Here is a 19,712-nt window from a genome sequence, read left to right on the forward strand (position 1 = left end):
TCAGCGGTCGTTCTTCAGGTACTGCAGGAACGGGTCGTTCTTGTCGAGCACGATCACGCCGTTGCCGTCGGTCATGGAGCCACGGTAGGCCTCCAGGCTGCGGTAGAACGCATAGAACGACGGGTCGGCCGAGCCGGCCTTGCCGTAGATGCGCGCCGCATCGGCATCGCCTTCACCGCGCAGGCGCTGTGCATCACGCTCGGCTTCGGCGATCAGCACGGTGCTGTCACGGTCGGCCTGGGCGCGGATGGTCAACGACTGCTCCTCGCCCTCCGCACGCAGTTTGGCCGCTTCCTGCTTGCGCTGGGCGCGCATGCGCTCGTACACATCATTGATCACCTGGCTGTCGGTGGGCAGGTCCACCTGCTTGATGCGCAGGTCGATCATCTGCATGCCGAGGCCGGCCACCGCTTCGTTGATCCCCTTCAGCTGCTCGGCGATCAGCTCGCTGCGGTCGCCGGAGACCAGCTGCTGCAGGGTGCGCGAGTTGATCTGGTTGCGCAGCGAGTCGGTGATGATCGGTGCCAGGCGGGCATTGGCGATGCGCGGATCGCCACCGGTGGCACGGAAGTAGTCACCCACGTTGGAGATGTAGCCGATGGCGAAGAAGTCGACGCTGACGTCCTTCTGCTCGGCGGTGAAGTAACGCGCCGGGGCGGTGTCGAGCACCTGGAAGCGGCGGTCGAAGACCTTCACCGTTTCCACCACCGGCACCTTGAAGTGCAGGCCCGGCTTGATGTCCGAACGCACCACCTTGCCCAGGTTCAGCACCATGGCGGTCTGGTCCTCGCGGACCACGTACACCGAGCCGAGCAGGCCCAGCACCACCGCCACGATCACGGCGATCCAGATAGGACTCTTCATCGGCTGCCCTCCTCACGGCCGCTCGGTCGCCCGGTCGGGCGGCCCACCGGCCGGCCCGGATCACGGGAAGCTTCCGCCGCTGCACCCGGCAGCGACGGCATCACCACCTCCGGATTGGTCACTCCCGGCGGCGCCGAGGTGGTGGGACGGGTATCGCCGGTCATCGGCACGTAGATCAGCTGGCGGCCATCGCCACCGATCACCTTGCGGTTCTCGCTCAGCACCTGCTGCACGGTCTCCAGCCACAGGCGCTTGCGGGTCACTTCCGGGGCGTCCTTGTACTGGGCCTGCAACAGGCTGAAGCGCTGCGCGTCACCCTCGGCCTTGGAGACCACGGCCTGCTTGTAGCCTTCGGCGGTGGTACGGGCGCGCGAGGCCTGGCCTCGGGCTTCCGGCACGACCTTGGCGGCATAAGCCTGGGCTTCGTTGATCAGGCGTTCCTTGACCTGCTGGGCACCGTTGACCTCGTCGAAGGCCGGCTTCACTTCTTCCGGCGGACGGGCGTCCTGCAGGGTCAGGCCGGTCACCGTCAGGCCGGTCTTGAACGCCTTCAGCAGCGCCTGCAGGCGCTCCTCGGCGGCCACGGCCAGCGGGCCACGGTTGTTCAGTACCGCGTTGAGGTCGGCACGGCCGACTTCCTCGCGCACCGCGCTCTGCGCCGACTGCTCCAGCACCTGGTTGGCATCGACCGTTCCGAACAGGTATTGCTGCGGGTCGTCGATGCGGTACTGGACGTTCAGCGAGACGTTGACGATGTTCTCGTCGCGGGTCAGCACCGGCACCTGGATCGAGAAGGTCTTGATCTCGGTGGCATTGACCTTGGTGACCGATTCGATCGGCCACGGCAGCTTGAAGTTCGGGCCAGGCTGCAGGATGCGCGAGAACTGGCCGAAGCGCAGCACCACGCCACGCTGCTGTTCGCCGATCAGCTGGAAGCTGGAGAACAGCACCAGCAACACCACCGCTGCCACCACCCAACGCATGATGCCGCCGTCGAACAGGTCCTTCAGCGGCCCGGGCAGTCCGCCCCAGCCACCACCATTGCCACCGCCGCGCGACCCGAAGGGCCCGCGTCGATTGTCCTCGGGGCCTTGTCCGCCCTTGTTGCCGCCGGGTGTATTCCAGGCCATGCACGCTCCATCAAGATTTGGGCTGCGGCGCGGGCCCTTCCCGCACCACCAGCCGTGAAACCATCACCGATCATACAAGATGGGGCGGATCGGCAGGATCGAAAGGGGGGCAACGGGGTAAGGTGGCGTTTTCCTCGAAGTCAGGCAACGCCGATGGCCCCCACCACCCCGTTCACCGCATTCCGCATCGAAAACGACGCCGCCGGTTACCGCAGTGGCCTGGCCCAGCTCAATGTCGACGACCTCAACCCCGGCCAGGTACTGATCCGCGCCCACTGGTCTTCGGTCAACTACAAGGATGCCCTGGCCGGCACCGGCAAGGGCAGGATCCTGCGCCGTTTCCCGCTGGTCGGCGGAATCGATGTGGCCGGCACCGTGGTGGCATCCACCGACCCGGCCTGGCGTGAAGGCGATGCGGTGCTGGCCACCGGCTGCGGCCTCAGCGAAACCCGCGATGGCGGCTACAGCCAGTATGTGCGGCTGGAGTCGCGTGCGGTGATTGCCCAGCCGGCCGGGCTCAGCCCGCGCGAGGCGATGGTGCTGGGCACCGCCGGCTTCACGGCGGCGCTGGCGCTGCTGCGCATGCAGGACAACCGGCAGGTGCCGGAACTCGGCCCGTTGGCGGTCACCGGCGCCAGCGGCGGTGTCGGCGCGCTGGCGCTGTCGATCTTCAGTCGTGCCGGCTACACCGTGCACGCAGTCAGCGGCAAACCGGACCAGGCCGAGTTCCTGCATGGTATCGGCGCCACTGAAGTACTACCGCGCGAGGCACTGTCCGACACCGGCCCGCTGCAGTCGGCCCGCTTCGGCGGGGGCCTCGACAATGCCGGAGGCGACATGCTTGCCAGCCTGCTGGCGCAGACCGTGCCCTACGGCAGCGTGGTCAGTGCCGGCCTGGCAGCCAGCCCGACGCTGGATATGACGGTGATGCCGTTCATCCTGCGCGGCGTGTCACTGCTGGGCGTGTCCTCGGCCAATGCACCGCGTGGGCTGCGCGAAGAAGTGTGGTCGCGGCTGGGCAGTGACTGGAAGCCGCAGCAGCTGGACCGCATCTGCACCGCCGAAGTCGGCCTCGATGGCCTTCCTGCCGTGTTCGAACGGATGCTGGCGGGCGGTTCGCTGGGCCGCACCGTGGTGCGGATCGACTGAACGTCGCAGGCAGGCGACGGACGGCAGATGCGCCCCTCCCGCCAGTAATGGGCCCGCACTACACTGCGGGCATTACATGGGGAACAACATGGCACGCATTCTGATCGTCGACGACTCACCGTCGCAGCTGTTGGGGATACAGCGCATCGTCGAGAAGCTCGGGCACCAGATCCTGACCGCCACCGATGGCGCCGCCGGGGTCGAAACCGCCAAGGCCGAGCTGCCCGACCTGGTCCTGATGGACGTGGTGATGCCCAACCTCAATGGCTTCCAGGCCACCCGCACCCTCGCCCGCGACGAGGCGACCCGGCATATCCCGGTGATCCTGGTGACCACCAAGGACCAGGACACCGACCGCATGTGGGGCATGCGCCAGGGTGCCAAGGCCTACATCACCAAGCCATTCTCGGAAGACGAACTGTCCGAGGTGCTGGAGCGGGTGTTCGCCGGGCAGGGCTGAGACGCGCGCGGTAGTAACGGCCGCTGGCCGGCAACCACGCATCACCGTCCCGGGCAATGAAGTTGCCGGCCAGCGGCCGGCACTACCTTCAAATGGTCTCGCCGAAGGCCTTGGCCAGGTTCCGGTAGGCCTTCTTCTGCGCCTCGTCGGTCGCGGCCGGGGCCACGATCTCGATCTCGACGATCTGGTCGCCCTCCGGATTGCCCGGCAGGCCGAGGCCGCGGCCACGCAGGCGCAGCTTGCGGCATCGGAATCGGCCGGAATCTTCAATTCCACCGCTCCACCCAGGGTCGGCACGCTGATGCTGGTACCCAGCGCGGCCTGCCACGGGGTCACCGGCAGCGTATAGAGGATGTTGCGGCCATCGACCTCGAACTGTGGGTGGGCGGCATATTCCACTTCCAGCAGCAGGTTGCCGCCATGGTTGCCCTGCCCGGCCAGCCGGATCACCTGGCCTGGGCGGATGCCCTTGGGCACGCGTACATCCAGCTGCTTGCCGTTGACCGTGATGCGCAGGCTGTCGCCACTGTAGGCCGCTTCCAGCGGCACCGACAGCTTGGCGCGGGTATCACGGTTGGGCGCATGGCCCTGGCTGCTGAAACCCGGCCCCGGACCAGCGCCACCACCGCCACGCTGGCGCGCGAACAGGCTCTCGAAGAAGTCGCTGAAGCCGCCATTGGGGCCGCCACCGCCGAATACTTCCTCGAAATTGAAACCGCCAGCACCACCATAGTTCGGCGGCACGTTGAACTCCTCGCCCGGGCGATAGCCCTGCGCGCGCAGCTGGTCGTAGGCCGCGCGCTTTTCCGGATCGCGCAGCGCCTCGTAGGCCTCGTTGACCGCCTTGAACTTGTCTTCGGCCCCGGCCTCCTTGCTGACGTCCGGGTGGTACTTGCGTGCCAGCCGGCGGTAGGCGGTCTTGATCTCCGCCTCGCCCGCGCTCGGTTCCACCCCCAGGGTGGCGTAGTAATCCTTGAATTCCATCCAGCTACCTCGATCTGCTTCGGCCGCGCCGGTGGCGCCGCCCCAGGTTCATTCTACGCGCCGGCGATGCTACGCCGCCCCTCGTGCGGCCCCGGTGAGGCCGACTGATCCTGCGCAATGCGGCTGCCATCCCCATGCCCCACGCTGTGGCTGGAAGCCCCTGCCACAAAGCCTGAAGATGGGGCCTGCACACGGGTTTTCCAATGTCTTGACGCCCCTGTCCCATCCGGCCCACTAGCCTGCCCCAGCAAGGAGTTCCCCATGACCATCCATGTCGGCGACCGCATTCCGGAAGTGACCCTCAAGCGCATCCGCGAGGGCATCGAAACGCTCGATACGCATTCGCTGTTCGACGCACGCAAGGTGGTGCTGTTCGCCGTGCCCGGCGCGTTCACCCCGACCTGCTCGGCGCGCCACCTGCCCGGCTACGTCGAGAAATTCCAGGCGTTCCGCCAGCGCGGCATCGATGTCTACTGCATGGCGGTCAACGACCCGTTCGTGATGAAGGCCTGGGCCGCCGACCAGAGCGTGCCCGACGGCCTGCTGATGCTGTCCGACGGCAATGCCGAACTGACCCGTGCGCTCGGCCTGGAGCTCGACGCCAGCGCCTCGGGCATGGGCATCCGCTCACGCCGTTTCGCCCTGTACGTGGTGGATGGCGTGGTGCGTGCGGCCTGGATCGAGCAGCCCGGCCAGTTCGAAGTGTCTTCGGCCGAATACGTGCTGGAGCACCTGCCAACCTGATCTTCCACCGCAAGAGGAAACGGCCAGCCATGTCCACCAAGCCAGCCAAAGCCGCAAAGCCTGCCGCAAAGGTGCCCGGTATCAGTGACCGCAAGACCCTGCGCGAACGCGCGCGGCGCAACATCGAAGACGGTGCGATCACCGACAGCTACAGCGCCGACCGCAAGGTCGTGATCAAGCTGCTCAACGATGCGTTGGCCACCGAGTACGTATGCGTGCTGCGCTACTACCGGCACTACTTCATGGCCAAGGGCATGCTGGCCGACGCGGTGAAAGCCGAATTCCTCGAACATGCACAGCAGGAACAGGCGCACGCCGGCAAGCTGGCCGAGCGCATCGTCCAGCTCGGCGGTGAGCCGGACTTCAACCCCGATACACTGACCGCACGCTCGCACGCCGAGTACAAGGAAGGCAGCGACCTGCGCGACATGGTCCGCGAGAATCTGGTGGCCGAACGCATCGCCATCGACAGCTACCGCGAGATGATCAACTTCATCGGCGACCGCGATACCACCACCAAGCGCATCCTTGAAGAGATACTGGCGCAGGAAGAGGAGCACGCCGACGAGTTCGCCGACCTGCTGGATGGGTGGATCGGGGAATAGCGGCCCCGCATACGCCTTGGTAGATGCCCACCTTGGTGGGCGCATTTATCGCGTGCCAACCAAGGTTGGCACCTACCAGAGCACGGCGGTGTCGTTGGCGTTGGACCGCGCGCCGACCAAGGCCGGCATCTAGCGGAGAACGTTGAACCGCACCTGCGTCCACGCGCCATCGGCCGCCAGCGCGGTCAAAGTGTGTGCGCCCGGATCGGCGAACTCGCGCTGCATCAACTGCGCGCCACGGGTCTGCGCGATCCAACGGCCATCCAGCAGCCAGTCCACCGCCTGCTCGCTGCCCAGCGCGCGCAGCTGCAGGCGCACGCCATGTTCGGCATTGGGTGCACGCGCCAGCGTGGCGCCATCATTGAGGCCATCGATGTGCAGGGCCACGCTGGCCTCACGCCCGTCGTCGCGGCAATCCGGCGACAACGCCGGCAACTGCGAGGCAGCGCGCGTGGCCTTGGGCAGCCACGGTGACAACAACGCCGGCCAGCGCGCGATCTCGCGCGCTACTTCCTCATGTGGATTACGGCAATCGGCCGATACACGCAGTCCGGTCCGCACGTCGGCCAGGTAACGCTGCCGCCCCGGCTGCCAGCGCCGCGCCTCGCGCTCGGGGAAGGTCGGTGGTGCCGCGCCGTCCAGCAGATAGGCCGACATCCGCCGCTGGCACAGTGCCGTCGGCAGGCCTTCGGCCCGTTCGCCGGTGGGCCAGCAGATATCTTCCTGGCTGACACTGGCCGGCATCGGTGCAGCAGCCGAATCGCCGCGCTGGCGCGGTAGGCTGTCCACCACTTCGAACATCAGCGGCAGCGCGGTCACCGCGCCGTACTGGCCCGGTAGCGGTGTGCCGTCCGGCCGGCCCACCCACACGCCCACGGTGTAGTGGCGCGTGCTGCCAATCGCCCACGCATCGCGATAGCCATAGCTGGTACCGGTCTTCCAGGCCACGCGCGGGCGGCCACCGATATCGAAGGTACCGACGCTGTAGCCCGGTCGCGGGTTCGATTCCAGCATCTCGCGCACGATCCAGCTGGCGCCCGGCGACGCCAGGCGCCGCTCGATCATCGGTTCGTCATCGGTGTAGCGCACGCGTCCGGCAATGCCGTTGCGGTTCAGCGCGGCGAACGCGCCGACCAGATCTTCCAGCCGCGCACCGGTGCCGCCCAGGATCAGCGAGAGGTTGGGCGTACTGCCCGGCGGGAAGCGCAGCTGGATGCCGGAGTGCGACAGGCGCGCGGCGAAGCGCGCGGCCCCGACCCGCTGCAGCAGATCCACCGAGGGCACATTGAGCGACAGCCGCAATGCGCTGGAAGCACCAATCGGCCCATTGAAGGCCATGTCGAAGTTGCCGGGGCGGTAGCTGCCGAAACTCTGTGGCGCATCCACCAGCAGGCTTTCCGAATGGATCAGGCCATCGTCCAGCGCCATCGCATACAGGAACGGCTTGAGCGTGGAGCCCGGCGACCGCCAGGCCTGCACCATGTCGACGTGGCCGAGCCGCTGGCGGTCACCAAAGGACAACGTACCGACGTAGGCACGCGCCTGCAGGGTCTGGTTGTCGACCACCAGCAAGGCTGCCGAGGTGCGCTCCGGCAGCGTCGAGAAATAGCTGGCCACACGTTCTTCCAGCGTGCGCTGCAGGCCGATGTCGATGCTGCTCTGGATACGCGCCTGGCCCGGATGCGCCGAGTGCAGGCGCTGCGCCAGCAGTGCAGCGTGCAGCGGAGGCCGCAGCGAGCGCGCCACCACGTTCTCGATGCGCGCATCCTGGACCTCCTCCGGCGTCCACGCGCCCAGTTCGGCCATGCGTGACAGCACCTTGTCCCGCGCTTTCTGCGCCGCTTCCGGATGACGGTCCGGACGCAGCCGGCTCGGCGCCTGTGGCAGCACTGCCAGCAGCGCGGCCTCGGCATGCGACAGCTGCGCCGCCGGCTTGCCCAGGTACGCCCAGCTGGCCGCTTCCACGCCCTCGATGGTGCCGCCATACGGTGCCCGTTCCAGGTACAGGGCCAGGATCTGCTGCTTGCTCAGATGCACCTCAAGCTGCACCGCACGCAGCATCTGCTTGAGCTTGCCCCACGGCGTGCGCGTATGCGGGTCGAGGATGCGTGCGACCTGCATGGTCAGGGTCGAGCCGCCGGAAACGATGCGACCACCGCGCAGCAACTGGCCGCTGGCACGCAGGATCGCCAGCGGGTTGATGCCCGGATGGCGCCAGAACCACCGGTCTTCGTAGGTCAGCAGCGCCTGCAGGTACAGCGGCGAGACGCTGTCGATCGATGCCGGATAGCGCCACACGCCCTCGGCATCGGCGAACGCGCGCAGCGGCGTGCCATCAGCGGCAACCACCAGGGTGCTGGTATCGGGTTGCTTCGGCAGCGGCGGCGGGAAGGCGAAATCCAGCACCAGCAGCAGTGCCAACAGTGCCGCTGTACCCCAGCGCAGCCACGGCCACAGCGGCCGCAGCCAGCGGCGCAGGGCCGCCAGCCGGGTCGTCATCGTGTTGTTCATTGCAGCGCGCCGGATTGGAGCTTGCCAGCGGGACGGGCCGCGCCGTCGCGGCCCGTCCGCGCGGTCACGGCTGTACCACCGTGATCGTGGTCGGGTTGCTACGGCCGACGCCACGCAGCTGCGGCCGGTACATGTCCTCCACCAGCGGCGGCGGCACCGAGTAGGTACCCGGGGTCACCGCACGCACCAGATAGAACACGTTGGCCTTGCTGCCACGCGAGAGCTTCAGCGCAGCCACATAGCGGTCGTCGCGGAACTCTTCGTGCTTGGTGTCGGCAGCTTCGCCGCGGTCGCTGATGGTGATGCCATCAACCACTACGTCGGCCCACTGCTTGGCATCGCCCAGGTTGAAGTTCTCGATCTCCAGGCCGGCCGGCAGCAGGTCGGTCAGCAGTGCATCGGGCATCGTGGTGTCGGCGGTGACGGTGACGCGCACGATCAGCGCTTCGCCTTCCTTCAGCGGGCGCGGCGACCACGGCTTGCCATCGGTGCCGAAGTAGCTGCGCTCAATGCCCAGCACGCTGTTGTCCGGTGCCGGCGCACTGCGCGGGATACCGGCCACGTCGATGCTGGCGAACATCGGCGGCTGCCCCTGCGGGGTGAAGCGCACGCCGCTGGCCAGCTCGCTGGCGCTGAAATTGCGGCCGAACAGCTTGCGCTCGCCGATGGCTTCGGTGTTGCCACCGATCACCAGCTCACCGGCCACCAGCGCCTTCTGATTGGCGGCCAGTGCCTTGCCAAGGCGGGCGATGGCCACCTGTTCCTGCGTGCTCAGCCACATCCAGCCGGCATTGCGGCGCGCATCCAGGCCACGGCCCAGATCCACCGCACGCGCATCCCAGGCCGGCTTGGCCAGCTTGTTTTCGTGGGTCAGCGCGATCATCAGCGCGTCATCACGGATCGCGCTGCCGTAGTCGCCGAAGTACGACGGACGTTCGCTGCTGGACTTGGCGAAGGCCGCGGCCAGTGCCGCCTGGCCACGCTTGGCATCGCCCTGCAGCGACAGCGCCACGCCCAGATGGACCAGCGACAGGCCGCCGACCGCCTTGCTGCGCTCGTTGTCATACAGCGTGCGCAGCGTCCCCAGCGGAGCGCGGTTGACCCGGGCCAGCACGTAGCCCGAATAGGCCTGATTGGCGAACTTCAGCTTCTCGCGGTCGTCCTGGCCGTAGAACTGGTTGCCGCCGGACAGCAGGTCCTCGCTGAGCCGGTTCAGTGCCTTCTGCAGCACGTTGTCCGGCACCGCGAAGCCGGCCTCCTTGGCATCGAGCAGGAACTCGGTGATGTAAGGCGTCAGCCACGGGTTCACGTAGCCGTCGTCACCCCACATCGAGAAGTTGCCGTTGGCCACCTGCATCGACGCCAGGCGACCGAACGCACCTTCCATGCGTTCGCGACGGGTCTTGGCATCCAGGCCATCGGCACCGAGCATCGACGACGTCGCCTGGTCCAGGATCAGCGCGGCGTAGCCCTTGCTGGTGGTCTGCTCGGCACAGCCGTACGGGTAGTTCAGCGCGCCCTGCAGCGCACTGGCGAACGGAATCGGCGGCAGCGGGCTGACCAGCAGGCGGGCATTCACCGACTCGGACATCAGGCCATCGGTCAGGCTGTTGTCGAGACTGACCGCTGCCAGCGGATCCAGCGTGCGCACCTGCGAACGCAGCACCTGCGGCCACGCCGCACGCACCGGCAGCTCGTAGCGGCGATCGGCCTTGAAGCCGTTGCCGTCCACACGTACGCGCACCTTGGCCACGCTGTGGCCCTCACGCGCCGACAGCGGGAAACTCAGCGTTGTCTTGGCATCAGCATTCAACTGCACGCTGCGGCTGCCCTCGCCCAGGTTCAGCGGGCCCTCGGTGTCCACCTTCACGTTGAACTGCCCCGGCTTGCCGGTGAAGTTCTGCACGTCCAGGGTCACGGTGCTGCGGTCGCCCGGGGCGAGCACGCGCGGCATGCTGGCTTCGGCCAGGATCGGCGCGCGCACCACGGTTTCCACATCGCGCTTGCCGTACTGGTCATCGCTGTAGACCAGCGCCGACACCCGCAGCGTGCCGTTGAAGTCCGGCACCTTCAGGCGGATGCGGGCGATGCCCTTGGCATCGAGCTGCACCGGGCCGGAGAACAGGTCCACGGTCTGCACGCGCGCGGTCGGGCGCTTGGCCTGCGGCAATGCCTGCAACGCCATGTCGCCACCGAACTTCAGCTTGCCGGCACCGCCATCAAAGCTCTCGATCACCCGGCTGTAGATGTCGTAGGCATCGATGCCGAGGCGACGCTGGGCGAAGAAGTGCGCACCGGCATCGGGCACCGGGAAGCGGGTGATGTTGAGGATGCCCACGTCCACCGCCGAGACGGTGACGTGCGCCATCTTGCCGGCCAGCTGCGGTGCACTGACCGTCACCGGCAGGTCCTGCTCCGGGCGCATCTGCTTGGGCGCCACCAGGCCGACCGCCACGGTGCGGCCCTTGCGGTCCATCGGCACATGCACCACGCCCACGGCACGCGCCGGGGTGATCTTGCTCGGCGCACTGCCGCCACGGAACACCAGCGCGGTGATGTAGACGTCGTGGCGCTCCCAGTCGGCGGTGACTGGAATCTTGAAGGTCGACCCCGGCTTGGCGTCGATGTCCTGCACGTACAGCATGCGGTCGGTCTCGACCATCAGGATGCCCTTGCCGGCATGCGGCGGGGTCACCGTCACTTCCAGGGTGTCACCGGCCTTGTAGCCGGTCTTGTCCAGGCCCAGCTTGACCTTGTCCGGGCGCGCGTCCAGGCCGCGGTTGTCATCGCCCCAGCTCCAGCCGGCACGGAACGGGTAGCGGCTGGTCAGGCCGGTGGACGGATCGAACACGTCCACCCGGTACTCGCCCCACTCCACCGGGAAATCGAAGGCGACCGCGCTGCTGCCGGCGTCGACGGTGCGGGTTTCCTTGTTCTCGAAGCGGCGGGTGAAATCGTAGTCCCAGCGGTTGTCGTTGAAGGTCCAGTGGTAGTCGCGCAGCTCGCGTACCAGGGTGATCTTCAGGCCCTTGGCCGGCTGCGGCGCACCGACGGCATCCACACGCATCAGTTCGAAGCGCGCATTGCCGTTGGAATCAGCACCATCGTCGGGGTTGAACAGCGGCCGCACGCCGACCAGCGCGTTGGCCGGCCACATCACCCGCTTCAGGGTACGGGTGACCGTGCGGCCACCGGTTTCATACAGGCTGCCGGACAGCACCACGGCGATCGGTGCCTTGGCCTTGGCCGCCTCTTCCGGCAACGCAACATCCTCACGCAGCTGGCCGTTGCCCGGCAGCGTGGTATCGATCACGTCCTTGGCTTCGCGCGGCAACTGCAGGGTCGGGTCACCGAAGAAGTAGCCCGGCAGGCCCTCTACCGGCTGCTGTTCGGCGGCCACCGCCATGCGCGCGGTGAAGCGGTTGCCGTCGGCCGGCGCCCCGTACAGGTAGGCGCCATTGGCCTGCAGGCGCAGGTCCTCACCCGGCTTCAGCGTCTCCTGCGCGCTGTCCAGGTCCAGCTTCATGCGCTCGGGCAGGAACTCCTCGATGCGCAGGGTCATGCCCTGGATCGCTTCCTTGCTCGCCGGGTCGGTGCGGAACTCGACCTGCCAGCGCCCGGTCGGCGCCTCGGCGGGGATCACCTGCTCGAAGTTGATGTAGCCCTGCTCGCCCGGCTGCAGGCGGGTCTCGCGGAAGGTCTTGCCGTCGGGCTGCTTCAGGCGCAGGAACACCGGCTGAGCCTTGACCGGCTTGCCATCGTTGTCGCGCAGCAGTGCGGACAGGCGCACGGTTTCGCCCGGGCGATACAGGTCGCGCCCGGACCAGGCATAGACGTCGAACCAGGCATTGTCACGGCCGGCCACGGCGAATTCGCTCAGGTCCAGCGCCGGCTGGTTGAACGGCAGGAAGCTGGTGTCCTTGCCACTGCTGGCGACCAGCACGTGGGTGGCATCCAGCGTGTAGTTCAGCAGCGCGTTGCCATTGCCGTCAGTGCTGCCCTTCAGCACCACTTCGCCCTTGGCATCCAGCACGCGCAGGTCGATGCCCTTCAGCGGCGCGCCGTCCTTGAGGCCGGCGGTGTGCACGAACAGCTTGTCCTTGTAGGCACGGGTATGCAGGCCGATGTCGCTGACCGAGAAGAACGCGGTATCGAACTCGCCTTCGTAGTCACCGGTGCGCTTGAGCAGGGCAAAGTACAGGCCCGGCTCCTGCAGTTCCTTGATGTCCTGGGTCGGCAGGTAGGTCAGCACCCGCTCGTTCTTCTTGCCGCCGAGGATGAAGCGGTTGACGTAGACCGGCTCGGCCAGCTTGTTGATCGGGCTGCGCTCGTAGTCGCTGCTCAGTTCCCAGCTGCCACGGCGGCCGCCGCGCTGGTACTGGCTGAAGAAGGTCGGCAGGTCCTTCTCGCGCACGCGCAGGAATTCGACGTCAACCTCGGGCACGTTCACCGAGACCACCGGCAGGCCACGGCTGTCCTTGGCCGGCAGCACGCTGCCCTGCGAGGCGAAGCCGACCACCGGCTTCAGCTCGCCGCTGAACACCTTCTGCTTCAGTTCCTTGCCCAGGCGACTGCCATCGGCGGCCAGCAGGTCGGGCGAGACCACCAGGCTGAACTCCTTGCCGGCCTCCACGAACGGATAGCGGAGGGTCAGGCCGTCATCGGACAGCGTCCAACTGCTGTCGTCGGTGCCGACCTTCTCTTCGAAGCGCACCAGCTTGTCGAAATCCTGGGTGCCAACCAGCGGGCGCGAGAACTCCAGCGCCAGCGACAGGCCGTCATTCTTCTGGTCCGGGTAGGCGCGCAGCAGGGTGAATTCCTTCACCTGCTCGGCCTGGGTGGCGATCGCTTCACCGCTGGCCTTGGGCAGCTGCCCGCTGTCGTTGCGGCAGCCGGCCAGGCCCAGCAACAGGCCTCCTGCCAGTACCGCCGCCGCCCATCCCCACCGCTTCCGCCGTGCCGGACCGCTCATGTCGTCACTCCTTGATCGAGGTGGCCATTATAGGCAGGCCGCGTCAAGGTGTTGACGCGGATTCGGCAGGAATGCATCGGAACGGTGGCACCGGGCCGCGCCCGGCTGGATCGGATCCGTGCCGACCAAGGCGGTCCCGATAGCCGCCAACCTTGGTTGGCGTTGGGCCCGTGCCAACCAAGGTTGGCACCCACCAAAGCGTTGTTACCCCGGCAGGTACAGGTCCACGTAATCGGTCACCGGCATCGCCGCCAGCGCCACCGGGTCCAGCGATGCCGCCAGGATGCGCTGCTGCTGGGCGGTCGGGAAGCGATGGGCCAGGTGCCGGCGGAACTTGTCCATCAGCAGCGGAATGCCTTCTCCGCGGCGTCGGGCGTGGCCAAGCGGGTACTCCACCAGCACTTCCGGCAGTTCACTGCCATCGTTGAAGCGCACGCTCAGGCCGTTGGCGATGCTGCGCTTGTCCGGGTCCAGATAGTCGGCGCTGAGCTGCGGATCCTCGTGGCAGGCCATCTTTGCGCGCAGCGCGTCGATGCGCGGATCGGCGGCGACGTCGTCCTCATAGTCCTCGGCCACCAGCCGCCCATGCAGCAGCGCGATGGCGATCATGTACTGCACGCAGTGGTCGCGGTCGGCCGGATTGTGCAGTGGGCCCCTCTTGTCGATGATGCGGATGCAGGCTTCCTGGGTGCGGATGGCGATGTGCGCGATATCCTCGACCTGCCGCCCCATCGCGCGCAATTGCTGGTGCAGCGCGATCGCTGCCTCCACCGCAGTCTGGCCGTGGAACTCGGCCGGGTAGCTGATCTTGAACAGCACGTTCTCCATCACATAGCTGCCCAGCGGCCGCTCCAGCGTCAGTGCCTGTCCATGCATGGACACAGCCTCGAAGCCCCAGGTCGGTGCACTGAGCACGCTCGGATAGCCCATTTCACCCGTTGCCGCGATCAGCGCCAGGCGTACGCCACGGCTGGTGGCATCGCCGGCGGCCCAGCTCTTGCGCGAACCGGTGTTGGGCGCGTGCCGGTAGGTCCGCAGCGCCTGGCCATCGACCCAGGCCAGCGACACTGCATTGAGCATGCGTTCGCGATCCAGCCCGAGCAGCTGCGCCACCACAGCGGTGGTGGCGACCTTGACCAGCACCACATGGTCCAGCCCGACCCGGTTGAAGGAATTCTGCAGGGCCAGTAAACCCTGGATCTCGTGCGCCTTGATCATCGCCAGCAGCACGTCGTGCACGGTCGGCGGCGGGCGGCGCAGGGCCTGCGCGTTGCGTCCCAGCCAGTCGCAGACGGCGAGGATTCCGCCCAGATTGTCCGACGGGTGGCCCCATTCGGCGGCCAGCCAGGTGTCGTTGAAATCGAGCCAGCGCACCATCGCGCCCAGATTGAACGCCGCCTGCACCGGGTCCAGCACGTAGTGGGTGCCCGGAACGCGCGCGCCGTTGACCACGCTGATGCCTGGCACCAGTGGCCCGAGCAGCTTGCTGCAGGCCGGGAAGGACAGTGCTTCCAGCCCGCAGCCCAGCGTGTCGAGCAGGCAGTGGTGCGCGGTCTGGAACGCCAGCGGTGAGTCGATGCGCGCGTCGCGCACGTAGTCGACGATGTCCACCAGCAGCGCATCCCACGCTGCACGCTCGTTGGATGGGGTGTGGCTGTCAGACATCGTCGATCTCCTCGTTACGGTGCACGGTTGCCCGTGCACCATGCCAACCAAGGTTGGCATCTACCAAAGCAATTGGTCACTGCGGCCCGGTAGTCGCCAACCTTGGTTGGCGTTTACCAACGCATCACTCGGCCGGCACCCGCACCTTGCCTTCCATCAGCACGCGGGCACTGCGGCTCATGATGGCCTTGCTTACTGTCCACTGGCCGTCAACGAGACCGGCCTGCGCACCCACGCGCAACGTGCCGGAGGGGTGACCAAAGGTCACCGCTTCGCGTTCGCCGCCGCCGGCCGCACGATTGACCAGCGTGCCCGGAATCGCCGCCGCAGTACCGATCGCCACGGCGGCGGTGCCCATCATTGCGTGGTGCAGCTTGCCCATCGACAATGCGCGCGCATGCAGGTCGATGGCCGAGGCCAGAATGGCCTTGCCGCTGGATGACACATAGTCCTGCGCCGGTGCAACGAACGCCACCTTAGGCGTGTGCTGGCGGGTCGCAGCGTCTTCCAGGTTCTTGATCAGACCCATGCGCAAGGCGCCGTAGGCGCGGATGGTCTCGAATTTCTGCAGCGCGGCCTTGTCTTCGTTGATCGCCGGCTGCAGCTCGGTGCCGCTGTAGCCCAGATCGGCAGCGTTGAGGAAGATCGTCGGGATGCCAGCGGTGATCATGGTCACCTCGAAGCTGCCCACGCCGGGCACTTCCAGGGTATCGACCAGATTGCCGGTCGGGAACATCGCGCCCGCATCGCCGTCATCGGACGGATCGATGAATTCCAGCTGGATCTCGGCGGCCGGGAAGGTCACGCCATCCAGCTCGAAATCGCCGATCTCCTGTACTTCGCCATCGCGCATCGGCACGTGCGCGATGATGGTCTTGCCGATGTTGGCCTGCCAGATGCGCACGGTGCACAGGCCATCACGCGGCACGCGGGCCGGATCGATCAGACCATTGGCAATCGCGAACGGACCGACCGCAGTGCTGAGGTTGCCGCAGTTGCCGCTCCAGTCGACGAAGGCGGTGTCGATCGACACCTGGCCATACAGGTAGTCCACGTCGTGGTCAGGCACCGAAGCGGTGGAAATGATCACGCACTTGCTGGTACTGGAGGTGGCGCCGCCCATGCCGTCGGTCTGCTTGCCATACGGATCGGGCGAGCCGATCACGCGCATCAGCAGCGCGTCACGCGCGGCGCCCGGCACCTGCGCGGCCTCGGGCAGGTCCTGCAGGCGGAAGAACACGCCTTTGCTGGTGCCGCCGCGCATGTAGGTGGCGGGAACTCGGAGTTGCGGAAGAAAATTCATCGTCGGATCCAAGCGTTTGGATTTCAGGAAATGTCTTGCATCAGTGCGTCAAGGCCACGATCAACGCACCACACCCGCATGACGTCCACGCGGTCCGGCAGATCGAGGTAGTAGACGAGATAGCGTTCAAAGCCCGGAACCTGCATGAAGCGCAAGAGTGCCGGTAACTGTGCGGCGAGGTCGGCATGGCGGACGGAACCTGACGCAGGGAACATCGCAATACGTTGAAGCGTGGCCTCCAGCTCGGCGAGAAAGCGCTGACCCAGTGCCAGCCCTCCCTGTCATGCGTACCACAGCGCGGCGTCGGCTGCGTCTGTCTCGGCCCGGGGCCTCCATTCAATCGCCTTCACGCTCCATCCTTTCGGTCAGTTCGCGACGCATCCGCTCGAATGTGGCCGCAGTCACCGGAACGGCAGGCCCAGAAGCCAGCCCCTCGGCAATCAACTGCTTGAGCAGCTCTTCAGCCTTGCTGCGCTGACGCTGGCGGATCAGGTCACGCACATAATCCGAAGTACTGGAGTAGCCGCCTTCGCGCACTTCCTCGTCCACGAACTGCTTGAGCGGATCGGTCAGCGAAATGTTCATGGTGGCCATGAAACTCTCCTTTGGCAGTTTTTGCCAAGTCAGTGTGCGCCCTGCCCTGGTGTCGGACAAGCCCGCCCCCGGCCTCCGGGGGCAGGCATTCAGTCCGGCATCACGCCACCTTGGCGCCTTCCAGGAAGTCCTGGGCGAAGCGCTGCAGCACGCCGCCGGCTTCGTAGATCGCCACTTCCTCGTCGCTGTCCAGGCGGCAGGTGGCCGGCACGATCACGTCCTGGCCGTCGCGGCGGTGGATGACCAGGGTCAGGTCAGCGCGCGGGGTGCGCTCGCCGATCACGTCGAAGGTCTCGGTGCCATCGATGCCCAGGGTCAGGCGGGTGGTGCCCGGCTTGAACTCCAGCGGCAGCACGCCCATGCCGATCAGGTTGGTACGGTGAATCCGTTCGAAGCCTTCGGCCGCGATCGCCTCCACGCCGGCCAGGCGCACGCCCTTGGCGGCCCAGTCACGCGAGCTGCCCTGGCCGTAGTCGGCACCGGCGATGATGATCAGCGGCTGCTTGCGGTCCATGTAGGTTTCGATCGCTTCCCACATGCGCATGACCTTGCCTTCCGGCTCCACGCGCGCCAGCGAACCCTGCTTCACGCTGCCGTCGTCGTTGCGCACCATCTCGTTGAACAGCTTCGGGTTGGCGAAGGTGGCGCGCTGCGCGGTCAGGTGGTCACCGCGGTGGGTGGCGTAGGAATTGAAGTCCTCTTCCGGCAGGCCCATCTTCGCCAGGTACTCACCGGCGGCACTGGACGCCAGGATCGCGTTGGACGGCGACAGGTGGTCGGTGGTGATGTTGTCCGGCAGCACCGCCAATGCGCGCATGCCAGACAGCGTACGCTCACCGGCCAGCGCGCCCTCCCAGTACGGCGGGCGACGGATGTAGGTGCTCTGCGGGCGCCAGTCGTACAGCGGGCTGACCGCCGCACCGTGCTCCACACGCACGTTGAACATCGGGTTGTAGACGCGGCGGAACTGCTCCGGCTTCACCGAGGCCTTCACCACCGCGTCGATCTCGGCGTCGCTCGGCCAGATGTCCTTCAGGCGCACCTCGTTGCCGTCGGTGTCCACGCCCAGCACGTCCTTCTCGATATCGAAGCGCACGGTGCCGGCGATGGCATAGGCGATCACCAGCGGCGGCGAAGCCAGGAAGGCCTGCTTCGCATACGGGTGGATGCGGCCATCGAAGTTGCGGTTGCCCGACAACACGGCGGTGGAATACAGGTCGCGATCGATGATTTCCTGCTGGATCTTCGGGTCCAGCGCGCCACTCATGCCGTTGCAGGTGGTGCAGGCGAAGGCGACGATGCCGAAGCCGAGCTTTTCCAGGTCCGGCAGCAGGCCGGCCTCTTCCAGGTACAGCTGCACCGCCTTCGAACCCGGCGCCAGCGACGACTTCACCCACGGCTTGCGCAGCAGGCCACGCTCGTTGGCCTTGCGCGCCAGCAGTGCGGCGGCGATCACGTTGCGCGGATTGGACGTATTGGTGCAGCTGGTGATGGCGGCGATGATCACCGCGCCGTCGGGCATCAGCCCCTGCGCCTGCTCGGCCTTGCCCGCTTCCAGCTTGGCTTCGTCGGCGATGCCGCGCTCGGCCAGCTCGGCGGTCGCCACGCGCTTGTGCGGGTTGGACGGGCCGGCCATGTTGCGCACCACGCTGGACAGGTCGAAGCGCAGCACACGCTCGTATTGTGCGGTAGCCAGGTCATCGGCCCAGAGGCCGGTGGTACGGGCGTAGTTCTCCACCAGCGCCACCTGCGATTCCTCGCGGCCGGTCAGGCGCAGGTAATCGATGGTCTGCCCGTCGATGTAGAACATCGCGGCGGTCGCGCCGTACTCCGGGCACATGTTGGAAATGGTGGCGCGGTCACCGATGGTCAGTGCCGCGGCACCCTCGCCGAAGAATTCAAGCCACGCACCGACCACGCGTTCCTTGCGCAGGAACTCGGTCAGGGCCAGCACCACATCGGTGGCGGTGATGCCCGGCTGCGGGCGGCCACTCAGTTCGACACCGACGGTGTCGGGCAGGCGCATCCAGGACGCGCGGCCCAGCATCACGTTCTCCGCTTCCAGGCCGCCCACGCCGATCGCGATCACGCCCAGCGCGTCCACGTGCGGGGTGTGGCTGTCGGTGCCCACGCAGGTATCCGGGAAGGCCACGCCGTCCTGCACGTAGACCACCGGCGACATCTTCTCCAGGTTGATCTGGTGCATGATGCCGTTGCCCGGCGGAATCACGTCCACGTTCTCGAAGGCCAGCTTGGTCCAGTCGATGAAGTGGAAACGATCTTCGTTGCGGCGATCTTCGATGGCGCGGTTCTTCTCGAACGCCTGCGGATCGAAACCTCCGCACTCCACCGCCAGCGAGTGATCGACGATCAGCTGCACCGGCACCACCGGATTCACCTTGGCCGGGTCACCGCCCTTGTCGGCAATCGCATCACGCAGGCCGGCCAGGTCGACCAGTGCGGTCTGGCCGAGGATGTCGTGGCACACAACGCGCGCCGGGAACCACGGGAAATCGAGGTCGCGGCGGCGCTCGATCAGCTGCTTAAGCGAATCGCCGAGCGTGGCCGGATCGCAGCGGCGCACCAGGTTCTCGGCCAGCACGCGCGAGGTGTACGGCAGGGTGGCATAGGCGCCGGGCTGGATCGCATCGACAGCGGCACGCGCGTCGAAATAATCCAGCGTGCTGCCGGGGAGGTTCTTACGGTAATCGGTATTCATGGGCTGGCGGAG

Annotated in this window: 13 protein-coding genes and 1 pseudogene; 4 read left to right on the top strand and 10 right to left on the bottom strand. The window is 66.9% G+C overall.

What is annotated here, in order from left to right:
• Entirely contained in the window at nt 1–864 is an 864-nt protein-coding gene (gene hflC / locus ACZK45_RS16025; protein ID WP_010482785.1) for a protease modulator HflC, read from the bottom strand.
• Complete coding sequence (gene hflK, locus ACZK45_RS16030) at nt 861–1,994, bottom strand: FtsH protease activity modulator HflK (RefSeq protein WP_049401370.1); 1,134 nt, start codon at nt 1,992–1,994, stop codon at nt 861–863. The genes hflC and hflK overlap by 4 nt, the downstream gene beginning before the upstream one ends.
• A gap of 153 nt (nt 1,995–2,147) precedes the next feature.
• On the opposite strand from hflK, the gene ACZK45_RS16035 reads away from it, so the two are divergent.
• On the top strand, nt 2,148–3,143 hold the full coding sequence (locus ACZK45_RS16035) for a YhdH/YhfP family quinone oxidoreductase (protein ID WP_478444908.1): 996 nt from the start codon (nt 2,148–2,150) through the stop codon (nt 3,141–3,143).
• An 88-nt stretch (nt 3,144–3,231) separates the two neighbouring features.
• Nucleotides 3,232–3,603: a twitching motility response regulator PilH gene (pilH, locus tag ACZK45_RS16040; RefSeq protein WP_005410644.1), complete on the top strand. Its 372-nt coding sequence runs from the start codon at nt 3,232–3,234 to the stop codon at nt 3,601–3,603.
• An 88-nt stretch (nt 3,604–3,691) separates the two neighbouring features.
• Here pilH and ACZK45_RS16045 read toward each other — a convergent pair.
• Nucleotides 3,692–4,587: pseudogene (locus ACZK45_RS16045) on the bottom strand (DnaJ C-terminal domain-containing protein).
• Between the two features lie 261 nt (nt 4,588–4,848).
• Between ACZK45_RS16045 and ACZK45_RS16050 the strand changes: the two are divergent.
• Together ACZK45_RS16050 and ACZK45_RS16055 are read left to right on the top strand one after the other, a co-directional pair.
• A complete protein-coding gene (locus ACZK45_RS16050; protein ID WP_032127816.1) occupies nt 4,849–5,331 on the top strand; it encodes a peroxiredoxin in 483 nt (160 codons plus the stop codon).
• A 29-nt stretch (nt 5,332–5,360) separates the two neighbouring features.
• The gene (locus ACZK45_RS16055) at nt 5,361–5,936 is read left to right on the top strand and encodes a ferritin-like domain-containing protein (protein WP_049421227.1); all 576 of its coding nucleotides are present in this window, start codon (nt 5,361–5,363) and stop codon (nt 5,934–5,936) included.
• A 129-nt stretch (nt 5,937–6,065) separates the two neighbouring features.
• Here the strand turns inward: ACZK45_RS16055 and pbpC are convergent, their stop codons facing one another.
• The 7 genes from pbpC to acnD form a co-directional block, all read right to left on the bottom strand.
• Nucleotides 6,066–8,447 carry a penicillin-binding protein 1C gene (pbpC, locus tag ACZK45_RS16060; RefSeq protein WP_478444909.1) on the bottom strand — a complete coding sequence of 794 codons (2,382 nt, stop codon included), beginning with the start codon at nt 8,445–8,447 and terminating at the stop codon, nt 6,066–6,068.
• Between the two features lie 64 nt (nt 8,448–8,511).
• A complete protein-coding gene (locus ACZK45_RS16065; protein ID WP_478444910.1) occupies nt 8,512–13,419 on the bottom strand; it encodes an alpha-2-macroglobulin family protein in 4,908 nt (1,635 codons plus the stop codon).
• A gap of 204 nt (nt 13,420–13,623) precedes the next feature.
• Complete coding sequence (locus ACZK45_RS16070) at nt 13,624–15,084, bottom strand: bifunctional 2-methylcitrate dehydratase/aconitate hydratase (RefSeq protein ID WP_478444911.1); 1,461 nt, start codon at nt 15,082–15,084, stop codon at nt 13,624–13,626.
• A gap of 124 nt (nt 15,085–15,208) precedes the next feature.
• The gene (prpF, locus tag ACZK45_RS16075; RefSeq protein WP_478444912.1) at nt 15,209–16,387 is read right to left on the bottom strand and encodes a 2-methylaconitate cis-trans isomerase PrpF; all 1,179 of its coding nucleotides are present in this window, start codon (nt 16,385–16,387) and stop codon (nt 15,209–15,211) included.
• A 23-nt stretch (nt 16,388–16,410) separates the two neighbouring features.
• The gene (locus ACZK45_RS16080; protein WP_478444913.1) at nt 16,411–16,602 is read right to left on the bottom strand and encodes a hypothetical protein; all 192 of its coding nucleotides are present in this window, start codon (nt 16,600–16,602) and stop codon (nt 16,411–16,413) included.
• A 121-nt stretch (nt 16,603–16,723) separates the two neighbouring features.
• Nucleotides 16,724–16,981, bottom strand: coding sequence for a type II toxin-antitoxin system ParD family antitoxin (locus ACZK45_RS16085; RefSeq protein WP_006384133.1), 258 nt, complete (start codon nt 16,979–16,981; stop codon nt 16,724–16,726).
• Nucleotides 16,982–17,081: 100 nt separating this feature from the next.
• Complete coding sequence (gene acnD, locus ACZK45_RS16090) at nt 17,082–19,700, bottom strand: Fe/S-dependent 2-methylisocitrate dehydratase AcnD (protein ID WP_478444914.1); 2,619 nt, start codon at nt 19,698–19,700, stop codon at nt 17,082–17,084.
• Between the last annotated feature and the right edge of the window lie 12 nt (nt 19,701–19,712).

The organism is Stenotrophomonas sp. 63632_Sma (genome assembly GCF_056482875.1).